The sequence below is a fragment of the Pantoea sp. sgz302252 genome (assembly GCF_047713085.1).
Lineage (GTDB): Bacteria > Pseudomonadota > Gammaproteobacteria > Enterobacterales > Enterobacteriaceae > Scandinavium.
The window spans coordinates 1-19,572 of sequence record NZ_JBLFJW010000008.1; the positions used below are offsets into that span (position 1 = coordinate 1).

Genomic DNA, 19,572 nt, shown 5'->3' on the forward strand with positions numbered 1-19,572 from the left:
GCATCGGAACAGTCGTGCTGCCCGTCCAGGTGGCGTGACTTATCTGGTCATTCGCCGTCAGACTGTTGAACATGGAGCCGCGCAGCGAGTCAGCGATTGCTGTCAGGTTATACGCCTTGTCGTACAGCCACTGGCGCTGGAGGTTTTTGTGGCGGGTGTCCGGTTCGCTCTGGCTGCCTGCTCGTTGCTGCGTCAGCATCCCGACGGGTGTGTAGCCCAGAGTCTGATAAAAACCGGTCTCGCTGCGGCGCGAGGTTTCCTGGCCGCGCAGGTCGTGCTCAAACGTAAGCGGGTCATGGTCGTTAAGCTGCCAGACTTTCAGCTCTCCCATCAGACCACGGGTGAAGCGCTCGCTAAGTCCGCCAGTGGTGCGCTGCGTGATGAAATCACGTTGTTCATCGTAACCATATTCCGTGCGCCTGCCATTCAGGGTCTCGGCGATGATTTTTCCGCTGTCGTCGTACTCATACGTGACGGTGGCATCGTCATTTTTCGCCTCCACCAGGCGGCACAGGGTGTCGTAGCGGAAAGTGGTGGCGCTGATAACGCGGTCGCTGTCGCCCTGTGTCACCTCTTCATCGGTGAGCTGGTCGGTCACGTTGTAGCGACGGTTGAGGTGCGTGCCGTCCGGGAAGGTGGTGCAGATACAGCGGCCTGCCACATCGTATTGATAGCGCAGCGTGCGGCCGGTGAAATCCGTCTCGGCGATAAGTTGCCCGGCCTTATCGTACTCCAGCCGGTAGTGTTCGCCAGCAGCATTGGTGATGTTGGTTAAGCGGGTGAGCTTGTCGTAGAGACATTCCAGCCGTTCGCCATCCGGACGGATGACGGCGGTTAGTAGATCAAAGGCACCATATTCATAACGCGTGGTTTTCCCTTCACCATCGGTGAAACTTTCCTGTAGCTTCTCGCTGTTCTGGCGCAGCAGTTCGCGCACGCCGTCCGGACGATTTATTTCCTCGACGCTGCCCTGTGGTCCGGCATGGCCCTTGCTGTTGCGGAACTGAGTGGTAAAGCCCAGCGGGTCTTTGACACTTAGCAGGCGGCCGAGGAAATCGGTCTCGGTGTACGTGACGCCGCCATCGGGTGCAACAGTTTTCTGAACCTGATGCAGGGCGTCATGACTCCAGCTCCAGGTGGCACCACCGGGCAGGATGTGGGCCAATAAATCGCCCTGTTCGTTGTGGCTGAACTGCTGTTTCCGACCCTGCGGGTCGGTGAGAGTGACGATGCTGCCGTTATCGTCGTAGTCCCATTGCCACACCTTGTTGCCGGGCAGGGTCAGGCTGACTAACTGACCGTTTTCGTTGTAGTCGTAATACAGACTGTAGCCGCCTGGCAGGGAGACATGGCTGATATCTCCCTCATCGTTGTAATGGTATTTGGTGGTACGACCCAGAGCGTCGGTGCGGGACAAGAGTTTCGTTCCTTCCCATTCCGAGACTTCTTCTCGCTTCAGTGGGTCGGTGATGCTGGTAACAAGATAGTCTTCATTGTATCGGTAATGAGTTTCTCCGCCTTCTGCGTCAAGGTAGATGGTGCAGCGAGCTTCATCGTCATAGATAAAATGGTCATTGTAATACCCTTCTGGAGTGGAGACGTCAGTAACTCTTCCCGCCCCATCATAGCGGTAACTGACCTGTGTTTTGTCAGTGTCCCGCCAGCGGGTCATCAATCCTTCCGGCGTGTATTCATGCCACAAATGGGTAAACTGGAAAGTGTCGCACTCTGCCAGATAACCCTTGTCATCATACTGACAGGTAACAAGGCGCTGGCGCTGCGGGGTCACCAGGTCAATGCCCATCAGTTGAGACTGCTGCCAGTCAAGCGCGATCGTGTAGCCATCACTGTGGTTAATTTCTGTCAGCAGGCCATCGGTGCGGATGAATTCAATCCGGTTGCCATAATTGTCATGCAGGGCGGACAGCAGCCAGACACCCGTACTGGCAGGAGAAAATATTCGGGTCTGCTGAGTGCGTCGGTCGAAAACGGCCAGCTCTCCGGCCATATCACCTGTAAGGCGGTAGTGGCTGACACGGAAGTTGGCTGCATTGTGGAAAATACCGTTCTGCGGGACTGGGAAGTAAAGCACCACGCCATCGTAGTCAGTGAAGTGCAGATTGCCGTCATCGTGTACGACCAGTGAACAGGCCCACTCATCCATCCATTTGGGGCCAAATATTCCGGTTTCTTTTGCCCGGGAACGGTAAAAACGTGAAAGTGTCAGCGGCAAAGAACCGGGCAGACTCAGGACACTGAGTTGCTGAATAAGAGAGCCGGTAACCACATCCACCGGGTCACTGGCGCAGAACAGCTCTTTCAGTTTCTCGCCGAGATCCTGTTTTAAATCTTTCCATCCTTTAACAATTCCACCCTTGAGTTTTGCGGCGGCTTCTCTTGCCGCTTTCGCTGCGGCTCTGGCCGCAGCCCTGGCTGCTTTTGCCGCTTTGGCGGCGGCTTTTGCCGCTGCCTTTGCTGCATCTTTCGCCGCCATCTTACCGACGGCTTTGGCCCCTTTAACGGCCATCTTTGCTGCTGCTGCCGCATCGCCTATCCCCGGTACCGCGGCAAGCAGTGACATTGCTGCTTCAGCATAGTTTCCGCGCCCGGCGCTGATAGCCACATTCGCGAGATCTGCCAGTGCGCCAAAGACAGGAATAAATCCCGCCACGTCCAGCCCCGACTGTACCCAGTCCAGCCAGCCGCCTTCTTCTTTTTCCTCTTCTTCGGTTTCCGGTTCATCCGGCGGGTCAGCATCCTCTGCTGATACACCTGCTGGTGGGGGCTGACCAACAATAATTCCAATGGTGTTCCGGTTGTTCATCCAGAACTCATCGTTGTGTCGCAGTATGGGTTTTTGACCAAAGAACACTGTTTCACTATGGCCCAGCGGTTCGCAGACCCCCTCCACCGTACCGCTGCTGGTGCCTTTTGCCTGCCCAGCTTTGTCACCGATTGTTTTCGGAATAGCGCTCTGGGCGAGCACGACGGCCGGGAAGCCGTTCAATATTACTGTCGGAACCACCCCCACGGCCGTCGCCATATTGGCTGTCACCGGATAGGGGATCGGCGGTGTGGAAGAGCCTTTAGGGGTTTTACACACATCCGGTTTGGTGCTGACGACGGTCCATGCTCCGCTCTGGCGGGCAGTATAGTTATCGGCCATATTTATGCGCTCCGTGTTCTGTATCGTGCTTCCAGCACCCGCACCGGTGGCGTGTTGTTTGGCAGCAGAAAGCGCCAGGTCAGCGCCACGGTCAGTGTGTCAGTATTGATTTCCACGGTGTCCAGCAGCATAGGCAGCGGCATGCGGTGCCCGCTCATGGCCCGCAGCAACAGGCGCCCCTGGTGTGCTGGAAGGGTGAAATGGATATCACCATTCGGACGAAAACCCGTCAGTACAAACTCCGGTCCCGGTAATGGAAAAGGGATACGTTGGTCATCCGGGGCGCAGTTCCAGTAATTAAAATCAAAATCATCCGGCAGCTCAGGATGCTGTGTTTCCAGCCACTCCTGGTCATAAGTACCTGCCAGCAGCAGGCGCGGCCACCATGTACGACCCACAACACCAAAACCCGCAGGCTGAAATTCAGGCGCAAACCAGTCAGCCTTTCCGTCAAGACAGGCCATAAACTGTTTCAGGGTGAACGGGCTGTCGGTGGCGATAATGCGTGGCGCTTCGACCTGGTGAATGCCACAGGCTTGCAGATGCCACGGCTGTGCGTAACCCAGCCCCAGTGGATTGACCGGGCAGGCCATATGCGCCAGGGGTGGGTTATCCGGGTCAGGATGTTCACGGCGCTGGGCATCGGTCAGACGATATTCTTCAGGAATACGCCCGGCATACTCACTATCAGCCTCAATGCGGCATTCGCCGCCAAAGGCATAACGGTAATCCAGTGGCAATGAAGTGAACGGCTCGGGTTCAGTTTCGTACCATTGCCCGGTTAAGGCATGACGCTGGTAAAAGCGTTTTCCCGTCACCTGTAGTTTTTTATCCAGAATGACGTCACCTGAGGGTGAACGCATCAGCACGCCCGCCGTCATTTCCGGCGCGGCGACGCCACCCGGCGTGTAAGCTGTTCCATTGACGATGATGTCACAGGCGGGTTTCAGGGGCGCAAGGTCACTTTCACGCAGTACCGGCGAAACATTCATTTCTCCGGAATACTCATCTTCCACACAGAGTGGCAGCGGCGGGTTTTCCATCAGTTGCGTCCGCCATCGACCCTTTTCATCCTGTATCAGCCGAAAGCCGGTTTTCATGACAACGACGCGATGGCGCTCGTTATGCTTGTCGTCCATCGCATATTCCATCACTGAAAACGGCGTCAGATTGCGAAATTCCATTTTCCTGCCTCAGTTGATGAATACGTCTTTGCCTTTGATATTGGCCGGGCCGCTGGCCGTAAATTCGAATTCCGTTCCGCTGATGGTGACCTTTCCTCCAGACTCCAGCGTGATGGAGCTGGCACCACACGTCAGCTCAATTTTGTCGCCAGATTGAATGGTGGCGGTATTGGTGACATCAAGCTTGTAGGTTTTATTTACCGTGATGGTCTGTGCCTGTTTTACGGTTTCGGTATCATTACCCGTGATGGTTGTTTCCTGGTCGCCGCCAACATCTTTCGTGCGCTTCTCTTTGACATCCAGCTTCTGGTTATTCTGGACGGTGATAGTCTGGTCATGGGCGACAGTGACTTTCTGATCGTGCCCGCCTTCCTTTTTGCTGCCGACATTCACCGTCTGGCCGACGCCGACCGTGACAGTCTGGTTATTGGTGATGGTTTCGGTGTGATCGTGTTTTACCGTGGTCGTCCGGTCATGCAGCACCTCGGTCACCATGTCTTTCTGGGCGTGCATATAGAGCTGTTCTTTGCTGGTCGCATCCTCAAAGCGCAGTTCGTTAAAGCCACTGCCTTTGTAGGTCTTTGAACGGATGGTCATCTGGGTTTTGGTGCCGGGCAGGCCACCTGGTGAGCGGTTATCCTGGTGATAGGTACGCCCCATAATGATGGGCTGGTCAGGGTCGCCATTAAGGAAGTCCACTATTACTTCCTGGTTTATACGCGGAATAGCCAGGTTACCGAATCCGGTGCCTGCCCATGCCTGCGAGACACGTACCCAGCAGGAGCTGGTTTCATCCTTAGGGTTATACCGATCCCAGTGAAACTGCACGCGCACGCGACCATGCTCGTCGCAGAAAATTTCCTCACCCGCCGGGCCGGTGACGATGGCGCTTTGCGGGCCATCCACTTTGGGTTTGGAATGAAGACGTGGACGCCAGGTGCGGTCGGCCGGAATGACCGTGAACCGGTTTTCCAGGGTGGTTCCACGCCCCTGGCTGCCATGCAGCGCCTGCGGCTGCGAGCCAGTCAGGGTGCTGCTGATCACCTGCCATTCCTGGTTAAGCGTTTCCTGCGGATGGTTTTTCAGCGTAAAACGCGTTCCTGGCCAGAGTTTCGGCGAGTTGCTGATACCACTGGCGGTTTCCGCGTTATTGCGTAATGCCTCTATCTGATAGCGGGTAAAATCCTGCCCGTGGCCCTCGTCCTTGAAACGCCCCGGATAGTCATAGATTTCGTATTGTGAGTACTGGCCGTTCAGGTTTTCGCCCTGTTCACTATATTTTCCCTCCCAGCCGGGAGTCTTGAAGGTGTAATCCTTGCTCAGCACCGAGGAAGGACGAACGCTCGCCTCATAATGGAATGTGTTGATACATTCACTGGTGACTTCTGGAGTAGTGTTCGGGTTGAAGGTAATGGCCTCATTCATTGGGGTCAGACCCGCCACATCATCACACAACGTCAGCTTCTGATCCGGACCGTTCGGCGCGAGTTTGTTATAATAGAAAATGCCTTCCTCTGCCCACAGGCGAGATAAAAACGCCAGATCGCTTTCGCCATACTGCACGCAAAATTCACGGGCAGGGTGGTCGGCATTAAAGGAGGGGACCCAGTCAGTAACACCATTCTCATCCAGCAGGGTGGCTGAGATAGTCTGGATATCCTGCTGTTGGAAAATGCGGAAATTCTGGCGAAATTTGCAGCGCCAAAAAGGAGGGTAGATACTAATTCGATAGCGCATCTGCCAGCGATTGTTCTCTTTTATCGCAAACTTGGCTACCACTCCGGTGACATAGCGCAATGGCGTTGGCCCTTGCCAGATGATCAGAGTGGCATTTTTTTCAAGTAAATTGCTAGCAGCTAAACTAAATACTTCACTAGCAACATCTACGTTTAATACAAATGGGACAGAAAAGCATTGGCTTAATTGGAAATTTACAACGGCGAAAGTATCCGGATTTTGGCCGTCCACTTCCAGAGTAAAACGTAGTCCTTTTAACGACATATCTATTCATCCTTATGTTAGATTTTTATTTGAAAATTGAAGGGGCAAATCACAAACATCAGATATGGGGGGTATTAAGAGAGTTCTGAGTTTGAGAGAACGCTAGCTACTTTTTAAAACAAAGCCCCTGCTTAATAATTTAGATGATTTCAAACTCTGTGTACTGCTTATCTGTTATTATCTATATGGTCGGCGTGCGGCAATATAAGGTAATAAGCTAATGAAGCTCAATCCAAATGATATGTAGTACAAAGGGATGTTGTCACTGATATCAATATTAAAAAAAGGTATAGTGCCAAAGTTAAATACATATAAGTGAAATACAGGAAATATCATCGATGTAACTATTGCATAAATATGGTGTATTGGGCTTTCTGTGTTTAAGAGTTTTTTTAGGCTATTAAAATTAACATACATACCAAGCAGAGAGAGAAATACGTAGATAAAATTGGTTTTATCAGTAAATATTGTCATAATAATGTTTATTAATCTGAATTCCATCCTCAGTAAGATTGTCTCTGTCACTCCATGTGTTTCTATGTATACAGTCGCCTTGCGACTATGTAAGGTAATGCACTGAACCATGCGAGCCCAAAGGAAGTGTAATATAGTGGGATGTTATCATTCAATTCGATATCAAGAAAAGGTATCCTTCCAAAATTGAAAACACAAAAAATGAAAAATAGGGGCAATCAATGACACTAATAATGCATAGAAATTTTTTGTTGACTCTTCTTGGGTTAGCAATCTCTTTAAGATATTAAAGTTAATGTATAGCCAGAATAAAGATAAAATCACACGCAAGAAATTTGTTTTATTCGTCAAGGATGAGAGAGGGATGGAGGCATCCATTCATTATCCATCCATGTATTTACTAAATCATTTGTGCTGATTAATATGTTCATCATTCGATCTTCTGGGTCCATTACTTTAATTTCCATTGTTGTCATATCCCAAAATAAATATATGCTTATATACTGATAAAGAATTGGTTGTCTCCTGTGGGCTAATATCTAAATATGTTTGTGTAAAAATATTGTTATTTTACAAGTTGGACCTATTTTTATAATTTTCACCTTGACTTGAACCTAATTGGATGTAAATTAGTTATGGTCTTTTTTATTTATTTCTTTTATGACTTTTCTGGCCTTGTATCCTTGTGACAATGGTGCGAAAAGGTCAAGTATTAAATAAATTATACATAATATACCGATGGAGAGTAAAATTCGCCCAATAGTGTGTCCATGCTTTTCGCTGAGTTGGATATATGAGTGAAAGATCAAAAAAAATGTTAAGACGTGTATAAGTAAGGAACGAGGGAAACGTCGAGAAAGTTCAAAAATAGTGTCATAAAGTGGGGTTGCATATTTTTCTGATATTTTTTTTAAATTTTTTATTTGTTTCTTTGAGAACTTTTTATTAAGCATTGTTTTTATCAATTCATCTTCATTCATTTAAGCACCCTAAAAATTTAAAGTGATGATTTTACTGAGGTCATGATAGTGCATGATGCAATGATGTTGCAACTAATAGTCATTAGGTGATGCCTCTAATTAGTTGAATTGATGTATAATGCTCACTTTGAGGTTCCCTCATGGCCACCGCTGTTGTTCATTGTCCCCGTTGTCAGTCTGCTCAGGTTTATCGCCATGGTCAAAACCCTAAAGGCCGTGACCGATTTCGCTGCCGTGACTGCCACCGTGTTTTTCTCCTCACTTACACCTATGAAGCCCGTAAACCCGGTGTCAAAGAGCAGATAACCGAAATGGCTTTCAACGGGGCTGGTATCCGTGATACCGCCAGGACGCTCAAAATCGGCATTAACACCGTCATCCGCACTTTAAAAAACTCGCGCCAAAGCGAATAACCTCCTCTCCGGTCGCCCATGCCGATGTGGCGCTTATTTGCGAACTCGATGAGCAATGGAGCTTTGTCGGCAGTAAAGCCCGTCAGCACTGGCTTTGGTATGCATACAACACCAAAACAGGCGGCATTCTGGCTTATACATTTGGGCCACGGACGGATGAAACCTGCCGTGAACTGCTGGCCCTGCTCACACCGTTTAATATCGGGATGATAACCAGCGATGACTGGGGCAGTTATGCCCGGGAAGTGCCGAAAGAGAAGCATCTGACCGGTAAAATTGAGCGTAACAATCTGACGCTAAGAACCCGCATCAAGCGCCTGGTCCGAAAAACAATCTGCTTCTCACGCTCTGTCGAGCTGCATGAAAAGGTCATCGGGGCCTTCATTGAAAAATACATGTTCTACTAATTGGACGCATCACCAGTCATTAAATGGAATAAGTGGGCGAGATGGTTTTTCAGGCTCCGGTTCAGGCAAGGAAAAATAGGTTTGAGTACCAGCGTACAGTGTGGCTGCATCAGGAAAAAGTTCTGCAGATAATTCCAAAGTACTCATCGTTTTAAATCCTATCGCATAATCTGTTGGGATATAACGAAAGAGTCTCCAGGCGTCAGGTAATAACTTAGCGCCTAATAGCGTCGTCGCGGATAACACCAGATCGATTCCGGCAAATGCCATTTTGCCATAACCTCTGTCAAAGTCTAATAAATTGGCTACTTCACCATAAATAAATGTAGCTGGGCCTATTGCGTCATCATCTCCAAAAAATAAACTGTTACTGCTCTCCCAAAGGTTGGTTGTTCCATGTAAGATGAGCATGGCACCAATGGCTGAACCGACGACTGTTGGTGAACCAGCCAAAAGAAGAAATCCACCAACTGCTATTTGAAGCACACCACCGATTAGTCCAATACTTTTTACAATATAGGATAATACACCGCTTACAATTCTAACTTCAATCGACGCAGCTGGTTTTATCTGTTTTGATTGCAACCAAGATATTTGTTTTTCAAGATATTCTTGTTCCTGTTGTAAATAATTCAGAGCCAGATTTTTTTCTCCCTGAAAGCGATTCCCTTTAATACATTCGAGTTGGTATTTTGTGAATGTGTCAATGTTAATAACAAAATCATATCGTACTTTGTCATTATTGATAAAACCAGAAGCTTTGAAAGCCAGTTGTTTTAAAGCTTTAGCCTCAAGCTCGCCTTGAGATCTGATGAATCCATCTATAGTACCATCGTTACCAATTCCGCCTTGAATAAATCCCCTCATATAATTCTCTCTTTAACCTCATATCCATGAAAGTTCAAACTAAAATGTGTAGTGTCTGGTGATTTTCGTCCACAGAAGCGTTCTAACTATTGTCTTAACCCGGCTTTAGAAGCCTTATGATTTGCCAAAACATAATTAGGTGAACTTGAACAGAGTGCATGCTCCATCGGAATGCAGTAGCGGACCATAGTTCAACGTAGCTTGAAAACAGATGATTAATTTAGCTCAAGTGGTTAAGGGCACCTTAGCTGGGATACCTTCAGGCACGCTACCGCCGAAGTTTCCGGCTTTCGCCATCTCCCATGAAAACGTCACGCCTTACTGACTGCCTTCAGATTTACTTTTGTTGTGATGCAAAACAGCACCCAGCCCGTGAGGGCAGGATGCTGTTGGTTAACTTATGCTTCCAGCGGTGCGCGCCAGTCGTCGGCACCAGAAGTGCCAGACTTAACGTGCTCCCACTCAATTTTGCGGTAAGCCAGTTTCACGGCCAGCAATTGAGTAAATTCACGCTGAGACGGGTCCTGGCAGTGCGGCATATGAAGATTGATATCGACGATAGTCGAGTCAGTGAGGCGAGTGGTGAAATAATGCTCCTGCTTACCTTCGATAGAAGTACGCCACCATTTAAGTTCCGTTGTTGGAAGCATTTCACCTGAGGCGAGTGCGTTGTACAACAGCGGTACGGCTTTATTTAGCGCCACCGTGAAGATAAATGGTTTGTGGGCTCGCTGGCCTGAGGGCTGACCAGATTGTGGGTCGGTTGGCACTGTCACATTATGCAGGAACTCCTGCACCAGCATTTCGTCTTCGTGGCCCTGCACGTAGATGTTGCCGACTGAATCAGCGGTGAAAGCGCCTGCGGTGATATTTCCCTGGGTCTGTCCTGTAATGGATATGTAACACGGTGTAGGCATTTATAAACTCCTTGTGAATATTATCAACAACGACTTACGATAACCTGTCGTTAATCCTCGACAGGCAGATACTGATACGGCTCACATCGGGAACCGTGTCATTTTCTGTATTCGGTTTACGGCGAAACCGAAATGAATGGCAGCCACAAGAATCTAGTACATTGATGATGTGAATGCTTTTAAATTAGGGTTAATATATATCAATGCATGCATTAGTGTATTTAAATTGTCCGTTTTAATACTTGTGTAAATAAGCATGTCGTGCTCCTGGTGAGTATTATAGCCATTGTTTTTTGACGTTTTCCTTGATGGCTTATCAGATGTTTCTTGAGTATTGTTATTCTCCAGCCATGAATCTAATAAAACAGCATGTAGTTTATAAGTTTTTTATAAGCTTTATATTGTGAAAATTATTTAAGTCATTGTAAATCAATGAGTTACATGATTTTTATGAAGTGGTCTTCATTTTTTTTCACCGCTATGAGTTCGCGATATCTTATGTCTGGTCTATTTGTTCATTGAAGGATACCCCTCTTTTATTCGAAGAAAAAGTGCTTTCCAAATATTTTTCTGCGCGTAGAATGCAAATTGCTTAAGGTGTGAAAAATTGTTTTTACTGCCACTGGAACGGCATTTCCGGTATTTTTTTTGGTGCGGTTTATGCTGTATTCATGGTCTGGGAGATAACCTGACGGAGTATTTTTATGGGCGTCAAAAATGACGGTGGCAGTATTGCGCCACGTGAACGTGTAAATATTAGATTTCAACCAGCGGTAGGAAATCAGACCGCAGAAGTGGAATTACCACTTAATCTGCTGGTCACAGGCAACCTGACCGGTGGCACTGATGACACACCGCTGGATGAGCGTCAACCGGTTGCCATCGATCGTAATAATTTTAATGCGGTACTGGAACAGTCGGGTATTGAACGCGAGTTCACGGTACCTTCTGCGCTCAGTGAAACACCTGATGCACGTATGGGTATCAACCTGAAAGTCAGAGCACTGAGTGATCTCTCACCGGACACCATTGCCGCCCAGGTGCCGGAAATGCGAAAAATGCTGGAGTTACGTGAAGCGCTGGTAGCACTTCGCGGGCCAATGGGCAATATCCCGGCTTTCCGTGCACAACTTCAGGCATTGCTTGATGACGAAAAGAGCCGTGAACAGCTGATTGCGGAGTTGGGTCTCGCAGGTCGGAATTAACTTGTACAAGGACTTCAGTATGTCAGAGATCACTTTACCGGAAGCGTCTGCTTCCAACACACCAGTTGCAGCGCCCAATCTGCTGGATGAAATCATGGCGCAGACCCGTTTTAAACCGGAGTCAGAAAGTTACGGCATTGCCCGGCAGGGCGTGACGGCGTTCATTACCGCGCTGTTGCAGAGTGACAACGAAGCGGAGCCTGTCGATATCCTGGCGGTCAACGGCATGATTGCCGATATTGATGAGCGTATGGGCCGCCAGATGGATTTGATTCTTCATGCCCCGGAGTTCCAGGAACTGGAGTCGTTCCTGTGCTCACTCAAGCTACTGGTCGATCACGCAGATCCTCGGGAAAACATCAAAATCCACCTTCTGCACGCCACCAAAGAAGAGCTTCTGGACGATTTCTCATTTGCACCGGAAATCACGCAGTCTGGCTTTTACCGACAGGTTTACGCCACGGGTTTTGGTCAGTTTGGCGGTGAACCTGTCGCTGCCGTGATTGGTAATTACGCTTTCAACAACACTGCCGCAGATATGAAGCTGCTGCAATACATCAGCTCAGTTTCCGCAATGGCCCATGCGCCGTTCTTATCCTCGGTTTCTCCGGAGTTTTTTGGCCTGGATTCTTTTACCGAACTCCCTGGTATCAGGGATGTTGCCGCCATTTTTGAAGGCCCGGCGTACACTAAATGGCGTTCTCTGCGTGAATCGGAAGACGCCCGCAATCTCGGTCTTACGGCACCGCGTTTCCTGCTGCGCCACCCTTATGCACCTGACGAAAACCCGGTGAAAAGTTTTAATTATCGTGAAGATGTCAGCAAAAACCACGAGCATTATTTGTGGGGGAATACGGCGTTTCTTCTGGCGGCAAACATGGCTGAAAGTTTTATGTCAACCCGCTGGTGCCCGAATATCGTTGGTCCGCAAAGCGGTGGCGCAGTGAAAGATTTACCGGTGCATCTGTATGAGGCAATGGGTCAGCTCCAGGCCAAAGTACCGACCGAAATTCTCATTACCGACAGGCGGGAATATGAGTTGGCAGAGCAGGGTTTTATCACCCTGACGATGCGTAAAGGATCTGATAACGCTGCATTTTTCTCCGCCAACTCGGTGCAGAAACCGAAAGTGTTCCCCAATACAGCGGAAGGTAAGGAGGCCGAGACTAACTACAAACTCGGTACTCAACTGCCTTACCTTTTCGTTATCAACCGACTGGCGCATTACATCAAAGTACTGCAGCGCGAACAGCTTGGCTCATGGAAAGAAAGAAGTGATCTGGAGCGCGAGCTGAATACCTGGATTCGCCAGTATGTGGCCGACCAGGAAAACCCGCCTTCTGACGTCCGTAGCCGCAAACCGCTGCGTCAGGCGAAGATTGAGGTTTCTGAGGTGGAAGGTGAACCCGGCTGGTATCAGGTCGCGCTCAGCGTCCGCCCGCACTTTAAATACATGGGGGCATCGTTTGAACTGTCTCTGGTTGGACGGTTAGACAGGGAATAAACACCATGATAACGGAACGGGAGTCCGGAGGCAGTTTATTTGAACGTATTAGGGAGTCGGCGAAGCCACCTTCACGCCAGCGAGCAAAGGCGATATTGCTGCATTCCGTGCGTAATAATCTGCGCAATGTACTCAATACCCGTTCCGGTAGTTGTCACGGCTCGCCGGAACTGGGGATTGCTGATTTCAATGATGAATCCCCTGATTCTGTGGGCATCCGGGGCTGGATGGTTGAGTCTATAAAGACTTGCATTCTGCGCTATGAGCCTCGGATTTCGGATGTGGTGGTGACAGGTCGCGCAGAGGATAGCCATGCGCCGCTGGATCTGTGTTTTCACATTGTGGCATACCTGGATTTCAGCGACAGGCAGGATGTTCTGGAGTTTGACATTCTGCTGGATAACCACCAGCACTGGTGTGTGGAGTAAACCGGATGGCTTTCGAAGAACGTTATTATCGTGAGGAACTGGACTACCTGCGCCAACTCGGCAAGCTGCTGGCACAGGAAAAACCTTATCTGGCCCGGTTTCTGGCCGAGAAGGAGGGCGATCCGGATGTGGAGCGCCTGCTGGAAGCTTTTGCTTTCCTTTCCGGTGGCCTGCGACAAAAGCTGGAAGATGAGTTCCCGGAGTTTACGCATGGGCTAATCAATATGCTGTGGCCCAATTATCTGCGCCCGGTTCCGGCAATGGCGGTGATTGAATACCAGCCCAGTAAGGAACTGAAATCCTCTGTTCAGGTCTGCCGGGATGAACTGATAAAAACCCTGGCAGAAAGCAGTAGGCAGACCTTTGCTCAGGGCGTATTGACCGGTGAGGATAATAAAGCCGCTCAGCCAGCCTGCCATTTTACTCTGGCGCGTGATATCTGGCTGCAACCCCTGCTGGTTCGGGATGTGCGTAATACCAGTACCCTGAAAGAAGGCCTCATTGAGGTTGATTTTTTCACGGAGGGTAACGTTTCTCCCGGCGAACTGGATCTTAACAAACTCACCTTCTGGCTGGGCAATGAGGACGACTATACCCGTCATCAGCTTTATTTGTGGTTTAGTGAGCGGTTGATGGATGCGGAACTGGTAAGCGGGGAACACCGCGTATCATTGCCTGATCTGTGGCTGAATGCCGCCGGGTTTGAGCGGGAAGATGCGCTGTTGCCGTGGCCGAAAAATGTCCATAGCGGCTATCGGGTACTCCAGGAGTATTTCTGCTACCCGGAGAGCTTTTTCTTCTTTCATCTGCGGGATGCCGCACGGTTACCAGAGACCTTTCCGGTCAGCAACTTTACGCTGCGCCTGCATTTTAACCTGCCACTGCCTGCGGATATCAAACTGCGTAGGGATTCACTGCGCCCGTATTGCACACCTGCGGTGAACTTGTTTGTGCATCATTCTGAACCTGTCAGGCCAGATGGTAACGCGCCACAGTACCCGTTGTGTGCCAGTCAGCAGTATCCGGAGTCCTGTGACATCTTTCGGGTACAGTCGGTTTCCAGTAAAGCAAGCGAATCTAAACATGGTGAGAAGTTCCGGCTCTGGCCTGAGTTCGAGGGGTTTCAGCACCAGATCGAGTACAGCCGCCAGCGTGAAGTTGTCTACTGGCATCACCGTACAAAAACGTCCCTGTTTCACCGCGGCCTGGATCATTCCATTGCTTTTGTCCGCGCCGATGGCAGCTTGCCAGACGATCCCCGCCTGAATGGTGAGGTGTTTACCGCCTCGCTGGTCTGTACCAACCGGATGTTGCCTGCTTCGCTGCATGCTGGTGATATCTGCGAGGCTGTTAACAAAAATCCGGCAGTGGCTTCTTTTAGTAACGTCACACGCCCGACTCGCCCGCTATATCCGGTGATGGATGGCGACATGCACTGGTCGCTGATTTCCTGCATGAACCTGAACTATCTCTCTCTGCTGGACAGGGACGTGCTGATCCAGATACTGCGCACGTTTGATTTACCCGGTATCCATCATCCGCAACAGGCCCGCCTTTCTACCCAGAAACTGGACGCGATTGAGAGGATGGAGTCCCGTCCGATAGACCGCTTGTTTAAAGGCGTACCGGTGCGGGGGCTGTCCACCACGCTGTGGATCAATCCCGATCCCTTTGTGTGTGAAGGTGAGATCTACCTGTTGGGAAGCGTGTTGTCGTATTTCTTCGCTCTGTACGCCAGCATAAATTCATTTCACTGCCTCAAAATCATTAACACGGAAAGTCAGGAGTCCTGGGAATGGCAACATACAGGCCAGCACGCCCTGATGTAAGGGATATGGCATTACAGCAGGATGTGCGTGGGATGAATTTTTATGTGCTGATGGAGTCGTTGTACCGTCAGTATGGTGATCCGAATCATGAACCGTCCCTGCGTACAGAGCCGGGGCAGGAAGTGGCGTTGTTCAAATCTGATGCCAGTATTGCTTTTCCGGGCAGCGATCTGAGTACGCTTGAGCGCAGCGATACCGGGCAGTTTATCCTGACCACAAAATTTCTCGGTTTCTCCGGCAGCCAGTCGCCCTTACCCGGTTACTACCTGGACAGGATGGCGCGGGAGTCCGCACAGAATGAAGAGGGGTTGAAAGCGTTCCTCGACCTGTTCAGCCACCGCTGGACGCAGTTTGCCTATCACGCCTGGCGCAAGTACCGCTACTACATCTGTTTTCGCAATGGCGGGACAGATGCCTTTTCACAGCGGATATATTCGCTGGTTGGGCTGGGTAACCAGAGCGTGCGCGACAGACTTGCCATTAACCACAGTAAAATGCTGGCTTATGCCGGGATACTGGCGACGCCGGGGCGTTCACCGGATGTGGTATGCAATCTTGTCAGCCATTGTTTCGATTTACCGAATGTCAGCATTGAGAGCTGGCAGCTACGTAAGGTGCCGGTTGATCCCGCACAACAGAACCGGCTGGGCGTGCGCAATCCGAAGCGGAAAACCGCCGGATATGTGCCGGGGCGCTCGGTTATTGGCGTTAATTTTACCCTCGGCGCCAGGGTGCCTGACCGTAGCGGCAAATTCCTGCTGCGGCTGGGCAATCTGTCAATGGCGCGTTACCTCTCGTTTTTACCGGACGGCGAGAATCACCAGGCGCTGACCCTGTTTATTTCCTTTCTGTTACGTGACCAGCTCGCCTGGGATTTACGGCTGGACCTGGCACCGGAACAGGCAAAGGGAATGCGGTTGGGTGACCGTTCCCGCTCCTGCATCGGGCGCACGGCGTTTATTGGTCAGCCGAAAGCACCGCCATCCGTCACCCTCCACATCAGGGATTAATTTTATGGAATCGCATATGGCTGAGGAAAAAACGCAGTCTTCCGTACTTTCACTGACATTGCAGGTGATGAACGGCAACGAACTGGAAAGCGGGCGCGCGGCAAAATGTCTCTTTACTGCTGAAGGTGGGGATATTGGCAGCGTTCCCGAGTGCCACTGGCCGGTACAGGACAGGGCGGGTTCCGTGGCCGGCCGCGCCTGCCGGGTGGTTTTGCATGATGGCGCATTTTGCCTGAGGAGCCTGATGCCGGGGCTGATGATTAACCAGGCACCGGTCACTCCGGATGCCGGGGTGGTACGCCTGCGGCAGGGTGATGAAATCGCGCTGGGCGCGCTGGCACTGAAAGCCTTTATCCACGAAGGGAAGCTGGTCAGTTACAGCGAGCAGATGGCCGCACCTGAAACGATTGTCGGCAACCGCGACGGTCTGGCGGACTCGCTGTTGACAACGGACGGCCAGCCTGCGTATCCGGGAATGCCCCGGATGCACCAGCTTGCAGATACGGTGGTTAACAGCTTTTCAGCCGATCCACTCCAGGCACTACAGACCGAAAGGTTGACCGTGGCAGGCGATCCGCTTTCGGGCGTTGTCCCTACACGAGTTTCGGCCTCCGGCAGGGATGGCGCTATCGACAAATCGTTTATGGATCTGCCCTCGGTGCATCCCGGCCCGCAGGATAGCCATGATGATAGGGCCTCCCCGACAGATACCGCACAGCTCCATCTCGCCGTGACTCCGTTGCTACGTGGGCTGGGCAGCTCGCTTGCTGTACGCAACTCACAGGATGCGGATGCTTTCCTTGAGGAAGCCGGGAGGACATTACAGGCGGCAATTAAAGGACTGCTCGATCTGCAACAGCGTCGTAACAGCCTGTCGGATAAACACCTGCGCCCGCTGGAAGATAACCCGCTGCGCCTGAACATGGATTATGCCACTGCGCTTGACGTGATGTTTGCTGAGGGAAAAAGCCCGGTACATCTGGCAGCACCTGCTGCCGTGGGAGAGAGCCTGCGTAATGTCCGGCACCACGAAGAAGCCAATCGGGCCGCAATTGTCGAATCATTGCGCGTATTGCTCGACGCTTTCTCGCCGCAGAGCCTGATGCGTCGGTTTGTGCAGTACCGCCGCAGCCATGAACTGCGCCAGCCGCTGGACGAGGCCGGGGCATGGAAAATGTACAGCGATTATTACGACGAGTTAGCGTCCAGCCGTCAGCAGGGATTTGAAATGCTGTTTAACGAAGTGTACGCCCAGGTCTACGACCGTGTTCTGCGTGAGAAACAGCGGGAGCCGGAAGTATGACAGGGCGTTTTTTTCGTGTCTGCAGGGTGGCGCTGTTTTTCAGCGTTCTCCTGACCGGCTGCGAAACGGCGAAAAAACTCGGTCAGGTGATTGCCAATCCGGACGTTCAGGTCGGGAAGCTGGCGCAGCAACCGTCAGAGGTCACGGTCACGTTGCTGACTGAACCGGACACCAATATCAATGCGGACGGTGAAGCCGCCTCAGTGGATGTGCAACTGATTTATATGAGTGACGATTCGAAGTTGCAGGCCACCGACTATGACCAGGTCGCGGGCACGCCACTGCCGGATGTGCTGGGGAAAAACTATATCGATCACCAGGATTTCAGCTTGCTGCCGGACACGATAAAGACCCTGACGCCGGTGAAGTTGGATGAGAAAACGCAGTTTATCGGCATTGTGGCCTATTTTTCGGATGACCAGGCCACCGAATGGAAACAAATCGAACCGGTGGAAGGCACTGGCCATAGCTACCGCCTGCTGGTGCATGTACGGCAGGGCAGCATCGAAATGAAAAAAGAGGACAACTGACGATGGCGACCATGAAAAACAGGGTGATCTGGCAGGAGGGGCTGTTTGCCCTGCCGCAACACTTCCAGCAACAGCAGCGTAATCAGGAGTATTTGCTGAACCAGCGTATCAATGCGCAGGGCGACTTTGCCTGGGGATTCACCTTGCTGTCGATTAATACAGAGTTGCTGGCCCAGGGAAAACTCATGCTGGACAGTGCGGAGGGCTGTATGCCGGACGGCACGGTATTCAGTATTCCGGGACAGGATCAATTGCCAACCCCCTTTCAGCCTCTCGATCTTTCCCGTCAGGGCAGTCATGACATCTATCTGGCGTTGCCGGTCATCAGTGATATTACCTGCGAAATTGAGGGACGCCAGAGTGCCGGGCAGGGGACGGAACGCTACCGTCTGGCCCGCGCCGATGTCCGTGATTTGCACTCCGATGGCGGAGACGTTCAGCAAATCGATCTGGGGCAACTGGCCCCGAAAATCGTCTGTGGCGCGGACGATCTCAGCGCGATGGTGACGTTGCCGCTGTGCCGTATCCGCAGCCAGCAAGCCAACGGGGCGCTGGTGCTGGATGACAGTTTCATCCCGACCTGTCAGACCATTCGCGTCAGCCCGGTGCTGAGCGGGTTTGCCGGTGACGTGCAGGGGCTTATCAGTAACCGCGCCAGTGAACTGGCAAAACGTATTGGCTCACCCGAGCAGAGTGGGATTGCCGATGTGGCCGAGTTTATGATGTTGCAGATGCTTAACCGCAGCCAGATGCACTTCACCCACCGTTCGTATTTACGCACGCTGTCTCCGGAAGCCTTTTATTTGGATCTGGTCCGGCTGCTGGGCGAACTGATGACCTTTACGGAAGACAGCCGTCTGCCCTGCCCGGTGGATGTCTACAATCACCGCGATCTTACGCAGTCGTTTAAAACGGTGATCCCGGAGCTGCGACGAGCGCTCAACACCGTGCTGATGCCGCGAGCGCAGAACCTGCCGCTTGCTTTCTCTGACGGATTTTATGTTGCCACGGTTAACGAGCCGACGCTGTTGCAGGCGGGCACCTTCATTCTGGCGGTACGTGCGCGGATGCCGCACAGTCAGCTTATCCACCAGTTCATCCAGCAGTCCAAAGTGGCCGCCACCAATAAGATCCGCGATATGGTCAGCGTACAGGTGCCGGGCGTGCCGCTGACGCCGCGAACAGCCGCTCCACGTCAGTTACCGTATCACGACGGTTTTGTTTACTTTGAACTGGACAAGGGCGCTGCCGCCTGGCAGGACGTGGTGAAAGCAGGGGCGCTGGGGCTGCATATTTCCGGTTCTTTCCCGGAACTGAACATACAGTTGTGGGCAATCAGAGGGTAAGGCATGAG

15 protein-coding genes are annotated in these 19,572 nt (G+C 51.2%); 9 read left to right on the forward strand and 6 right to left on the reverse strand.

Going from position 1 to position 19,572, the window contains the following annotated elements; translation table 11 throughout:
• The 4 genes from ACLW56_RS07910 to ACLW56_RS07925 form a co-directional block, all read right to left on the reverse strand.
• Positions 1-3,166, reverse strand: a 3,166-nt coding sequence (locus tag ACLW56_RS07910) for a PAAR-like domain-containing protein (RefSeq protein WP_330983245.1), incomplete at its 3' end; no start/stop codon positions are given.
• Positions 3,167-3,168: 2 nt separating this feature from the next.
• Entirely contained in the window at positions 3,169-4,350 is a 1,182-nt protein-coding gene (locus ACLW56_RS07915; protein WP_330983246.1) for a DUF2169 domain-containing protein, read from the reverse strand.
• 9 nt (positions 4,351-4,359) lie between these two features.
• Positions 4,360-6,351 (reverse strand): type VI secretion system Vgr family protein, encoded by a 1,992-nt coding sequence (locus ACLW56_RS07920; RefSeq protein ID WP_415377634.1) that lies wholly within the window; start codon positions 6,349-6,351, stop codon positions 4,360-4,362.
• A gap of 1,103 nt (positions 6,352-7,454) precedes the next feature.
• The gene (locus ACLW56_RS07925) at positions 7,455-7,805 is read right to left on the reverse strand and encodes a hypothetical protein (RefSeq protein WP_330983247.1); all 351 of its coding nucleotides are present in this window, start codon (positions 7,803-7,805) and stop codon (positions 7,455-7,457) included.
• A gap of 140 nt (positions 7,806-7,945) precedes the next feature.
• Between ACLW56_RS07925 and ACLW56_RS07930 the strand changes: the two genes are divergently transcribed.
• Positions 7,946-8,625, forward strand: a protein-coding gene (locus tag ACLW56_RS07930; protein ID WP_330983248.1) for an IS1 family transposase whose coding sequence is annotated in 2 segments (ribosomal slippage) — positions 7,946-8,192 and positions 8,192-8,625 — 681 coding nt in all. Because the reading frame shifts where the segments join, the coding sequence is not laid out codon by codon here.
• A gap of 9 nt (positions 8,626-8,634) precedes the next feature.
• On the opposite strand, the gene ACLW56_RS07935 is transcribed toward ACLW56_RS07930, so the two are convergent.
• Together ACLW56_RS07935 and ACLW56_RS07940 are read right to left on the reverse strand one after the other, a co-directional pair.
• Positions 8,635-9,492, reverse strand: coding sequence for a DUF4225 domain-containing protein (locus ACLW56_RS07935; protein ID WP_330983249.1), 858 nt, complete (start codon positions 9,490-9,492; stop codon positions 8,635-8,637).
• 398 nt (positions 9,493-9,890) lie between these two features.
• On the reverse strand, positions 9,891-10,409 hold the full coding sequence (locus ACLW56_RS07940) for an Hcp family type VI secretion system effector (RefSeq protein ID WP_330983250.1): 519 nt from the start codon (positions 10,407-10,409) through the stop codon (positions 9,891-9,893).
• A 704-nt stretch (positions 10,410-11,113) separates the two neighbouring features.
• On the opposite strand from ACLW56_RS07940, the gene tssB reads away from it, so the two are divergent.
• Genes tssB through tssK form a run of 8 tightly spaced genes read left to right on the forward strand, consistent with a single transcriptional unit; the run spans position 11,114 to position 19,564 of the window.
• A complete protein-coding gene (gene tssB / locus ACLW56_RS07945) occupies positions 11,114-11,614 on the forward strand; it encodes a type VI secretion system contractile sheath small subunit (RefSeq protein WP_330983251.1) in 501 nt (166 codons plus the stop codon).
• Positions 11,615-11,633: 19 nt separating this feature from the next.
• The gene (gene tssC, locus ACLW56_RS07950) at positions 11,634-13,118 is read left to right on the forward strand and encodes a type VI secretion system contractile sheath large subunit (protein ID WP_330983252.1); all 1,485 of its coding nucleotides are present in this window, start codon (positions 11,634-11,636) and stop codon (positions 13,116-13,118) included.
• Between the two features lie 5 nt (positions 13,119-13,123).
• Positions 13,124-13,546: a type VI secretion system baseplate subunit TssE gene (gene tssE, locus ACLW56_RS07955; protein WP_330983253.1), complete on the forward strand. Its 423-nt coding sequence runs from the start codon at positions 13,124-13,126 to the stop codon at positions 13,544-13,546.
• A gap of 5 nt (positions 13,547-13,551) precedes the next feature.
• On the forward strand, positions 13,552-15,375 hold the full coding sequence (tssF, locus tag ACLW56_RS07960; RefSeq protein ID WP_330983254.1) for a type VI secretion system baseplate subunit TssF: 1,824 nt from the start codon (positions 13,552-13,554) through the stop codon (positions 15,373-15,375).
• Positions 15,342-16,385 (forward strand): type VI secretion system baseplate subunit TssG, encoded by a 1,044-nt coding sequence (tssG, locus tag ACLW56_RS07965; RefSeq protein ID WP_330983255.1) that lies wholly within the window; start codon positions 15,342-15,344, stop codon positions 16,383-16,385. Before tssF ends, tssG begins: the two co-directional genes overlap by 34 nt.
• A gap of 16 nt (positions 16,386-16,401) precedes the next feature.
• Complete coding sequence (gene tagH, locus ACLW56_RS07970; protein WP_330983256.1) at positions 16,402-17,688, forward strand: type VI secretion system-associated FHA domain protein TagH; 1,287 nt, start codon at positions 16,402-16,404, stop codon at positions 17,686-17,688.
• A complete protein-coding gene (tssJ, locus tag ACLW56_RS07975) occupies positions 17,685-18,218 on the forward strand; it encodes a type VI secretion system lipoprotein TssJ (protein ID WP_330983257.1) in 534 nt (177 codons plus the stop codon). Before tagH ends, tssJ begins: the two co-directional genes overlap by 4 nt.
• Before the next feature lie 2 nt (positions 18,219-18,220).
• Entirely contained in the window at positions 18,221-19,564 is a 1,344-nt protein-coding gene (gene tssK / locus ACLW56_RS07980) for a type VI secretion system baseplate subunit TssK (protein WP_330983258.1), read from the forward strand.
• Positions 19,565-19,572: the final 8 nt, after the last annotated feature.

Excerpts from the sequence above, each read along its gene's own strand:
- ACLW56_RS07915 (WP_330983246.1), bottom strand. The coding sequence starts at position 4,350 with ATGGAATTTCGCAATCTGACGCCGTTTTCAGTGATGGAATATGCGATG.
- ACLW56_RS07920 (WP_415377634.1), bottom strand. The coding sequence starts at position 6,351 with ATGTCGTTAAAAGGACTACGTTTTACTCTGGAAGTGGACGGCCAAAAT.
- ACLW56_RS07925 (WP_330983247.1), bottom strand. The coding sequence starts at position 7,805 with ATGAATGAAGATGAATTGATAAAAACAATGCTTAATAAAAAGTTCTCA.
- ACLW56_RS07935 (WP_330983249.1), bottom strand. The coding sequence starts at position 9,492 with ATGAGGGGATTTATTCAAGGCGGAATTGGTAACGATGGTACTATAGAT.
- ACLW56_RS07940 (WP_330983250.1), bottom strand. The coding sequence starts at position 10,409 with ATGCCTACACCGTGTTACATATCCATTACAGGACAGACCCAGGGAAAT.
- tssB (WP_330983251.1), top strand. The coding sequence starts at position 11,114 with ATGGGCGTCAAAAATGACGGTGGCAGTATTGCGCCACGTGAACGTGTA.
- tssC (WP_330983252.1), top strand. The coding sequence starts at position 11,634 with ATGTCAGAGATCACTTTACCGGAAGCGTCTGCTTCCAACACACCAGTT.
- tssE (WP_330983253.1), top strand. The coding sequence starts at position 13,124 with ATGATAACGGAACGGGAGTCCGGAGGCAGTTTATTTGAACGTATTAGG.
- tssF (WP_330983254.1), top strand. The coding sequence starts at position 13,552 with ATGGCTTTCGAAGAACGTTATTATCGTGAGGAACTGGACTACCTGCGC.
- tssG (WP_330983255.1), top strand. The coding sequence starts at position 15,342 with ATGGCAACATACAGGCCAGCACGCCCTGATGTAAGGGATATGGCATTA.
- tagH (WP_330983256.1), top strand. The coding sequence starts at position 16,402 with ATGGCTGAGGAAAAAACGCAGTCTTCCGTACTTTCACTGACATTGCAG.
- tssJ (WP_330983257.1), top strand. The coding sequence starts at position 17,685 with ATGACAGGGCGTTTTTTTCGTGTCTGCAGGGTGGCGCTGTTTTTCAGC.
- tssK (WP_330983258.1), top strand. The coding sequence starts at position 18,221 with ATGGCGACCATGAAAAACAGGGTGATCTGGCAGGAGGGGCTGTTTGCC.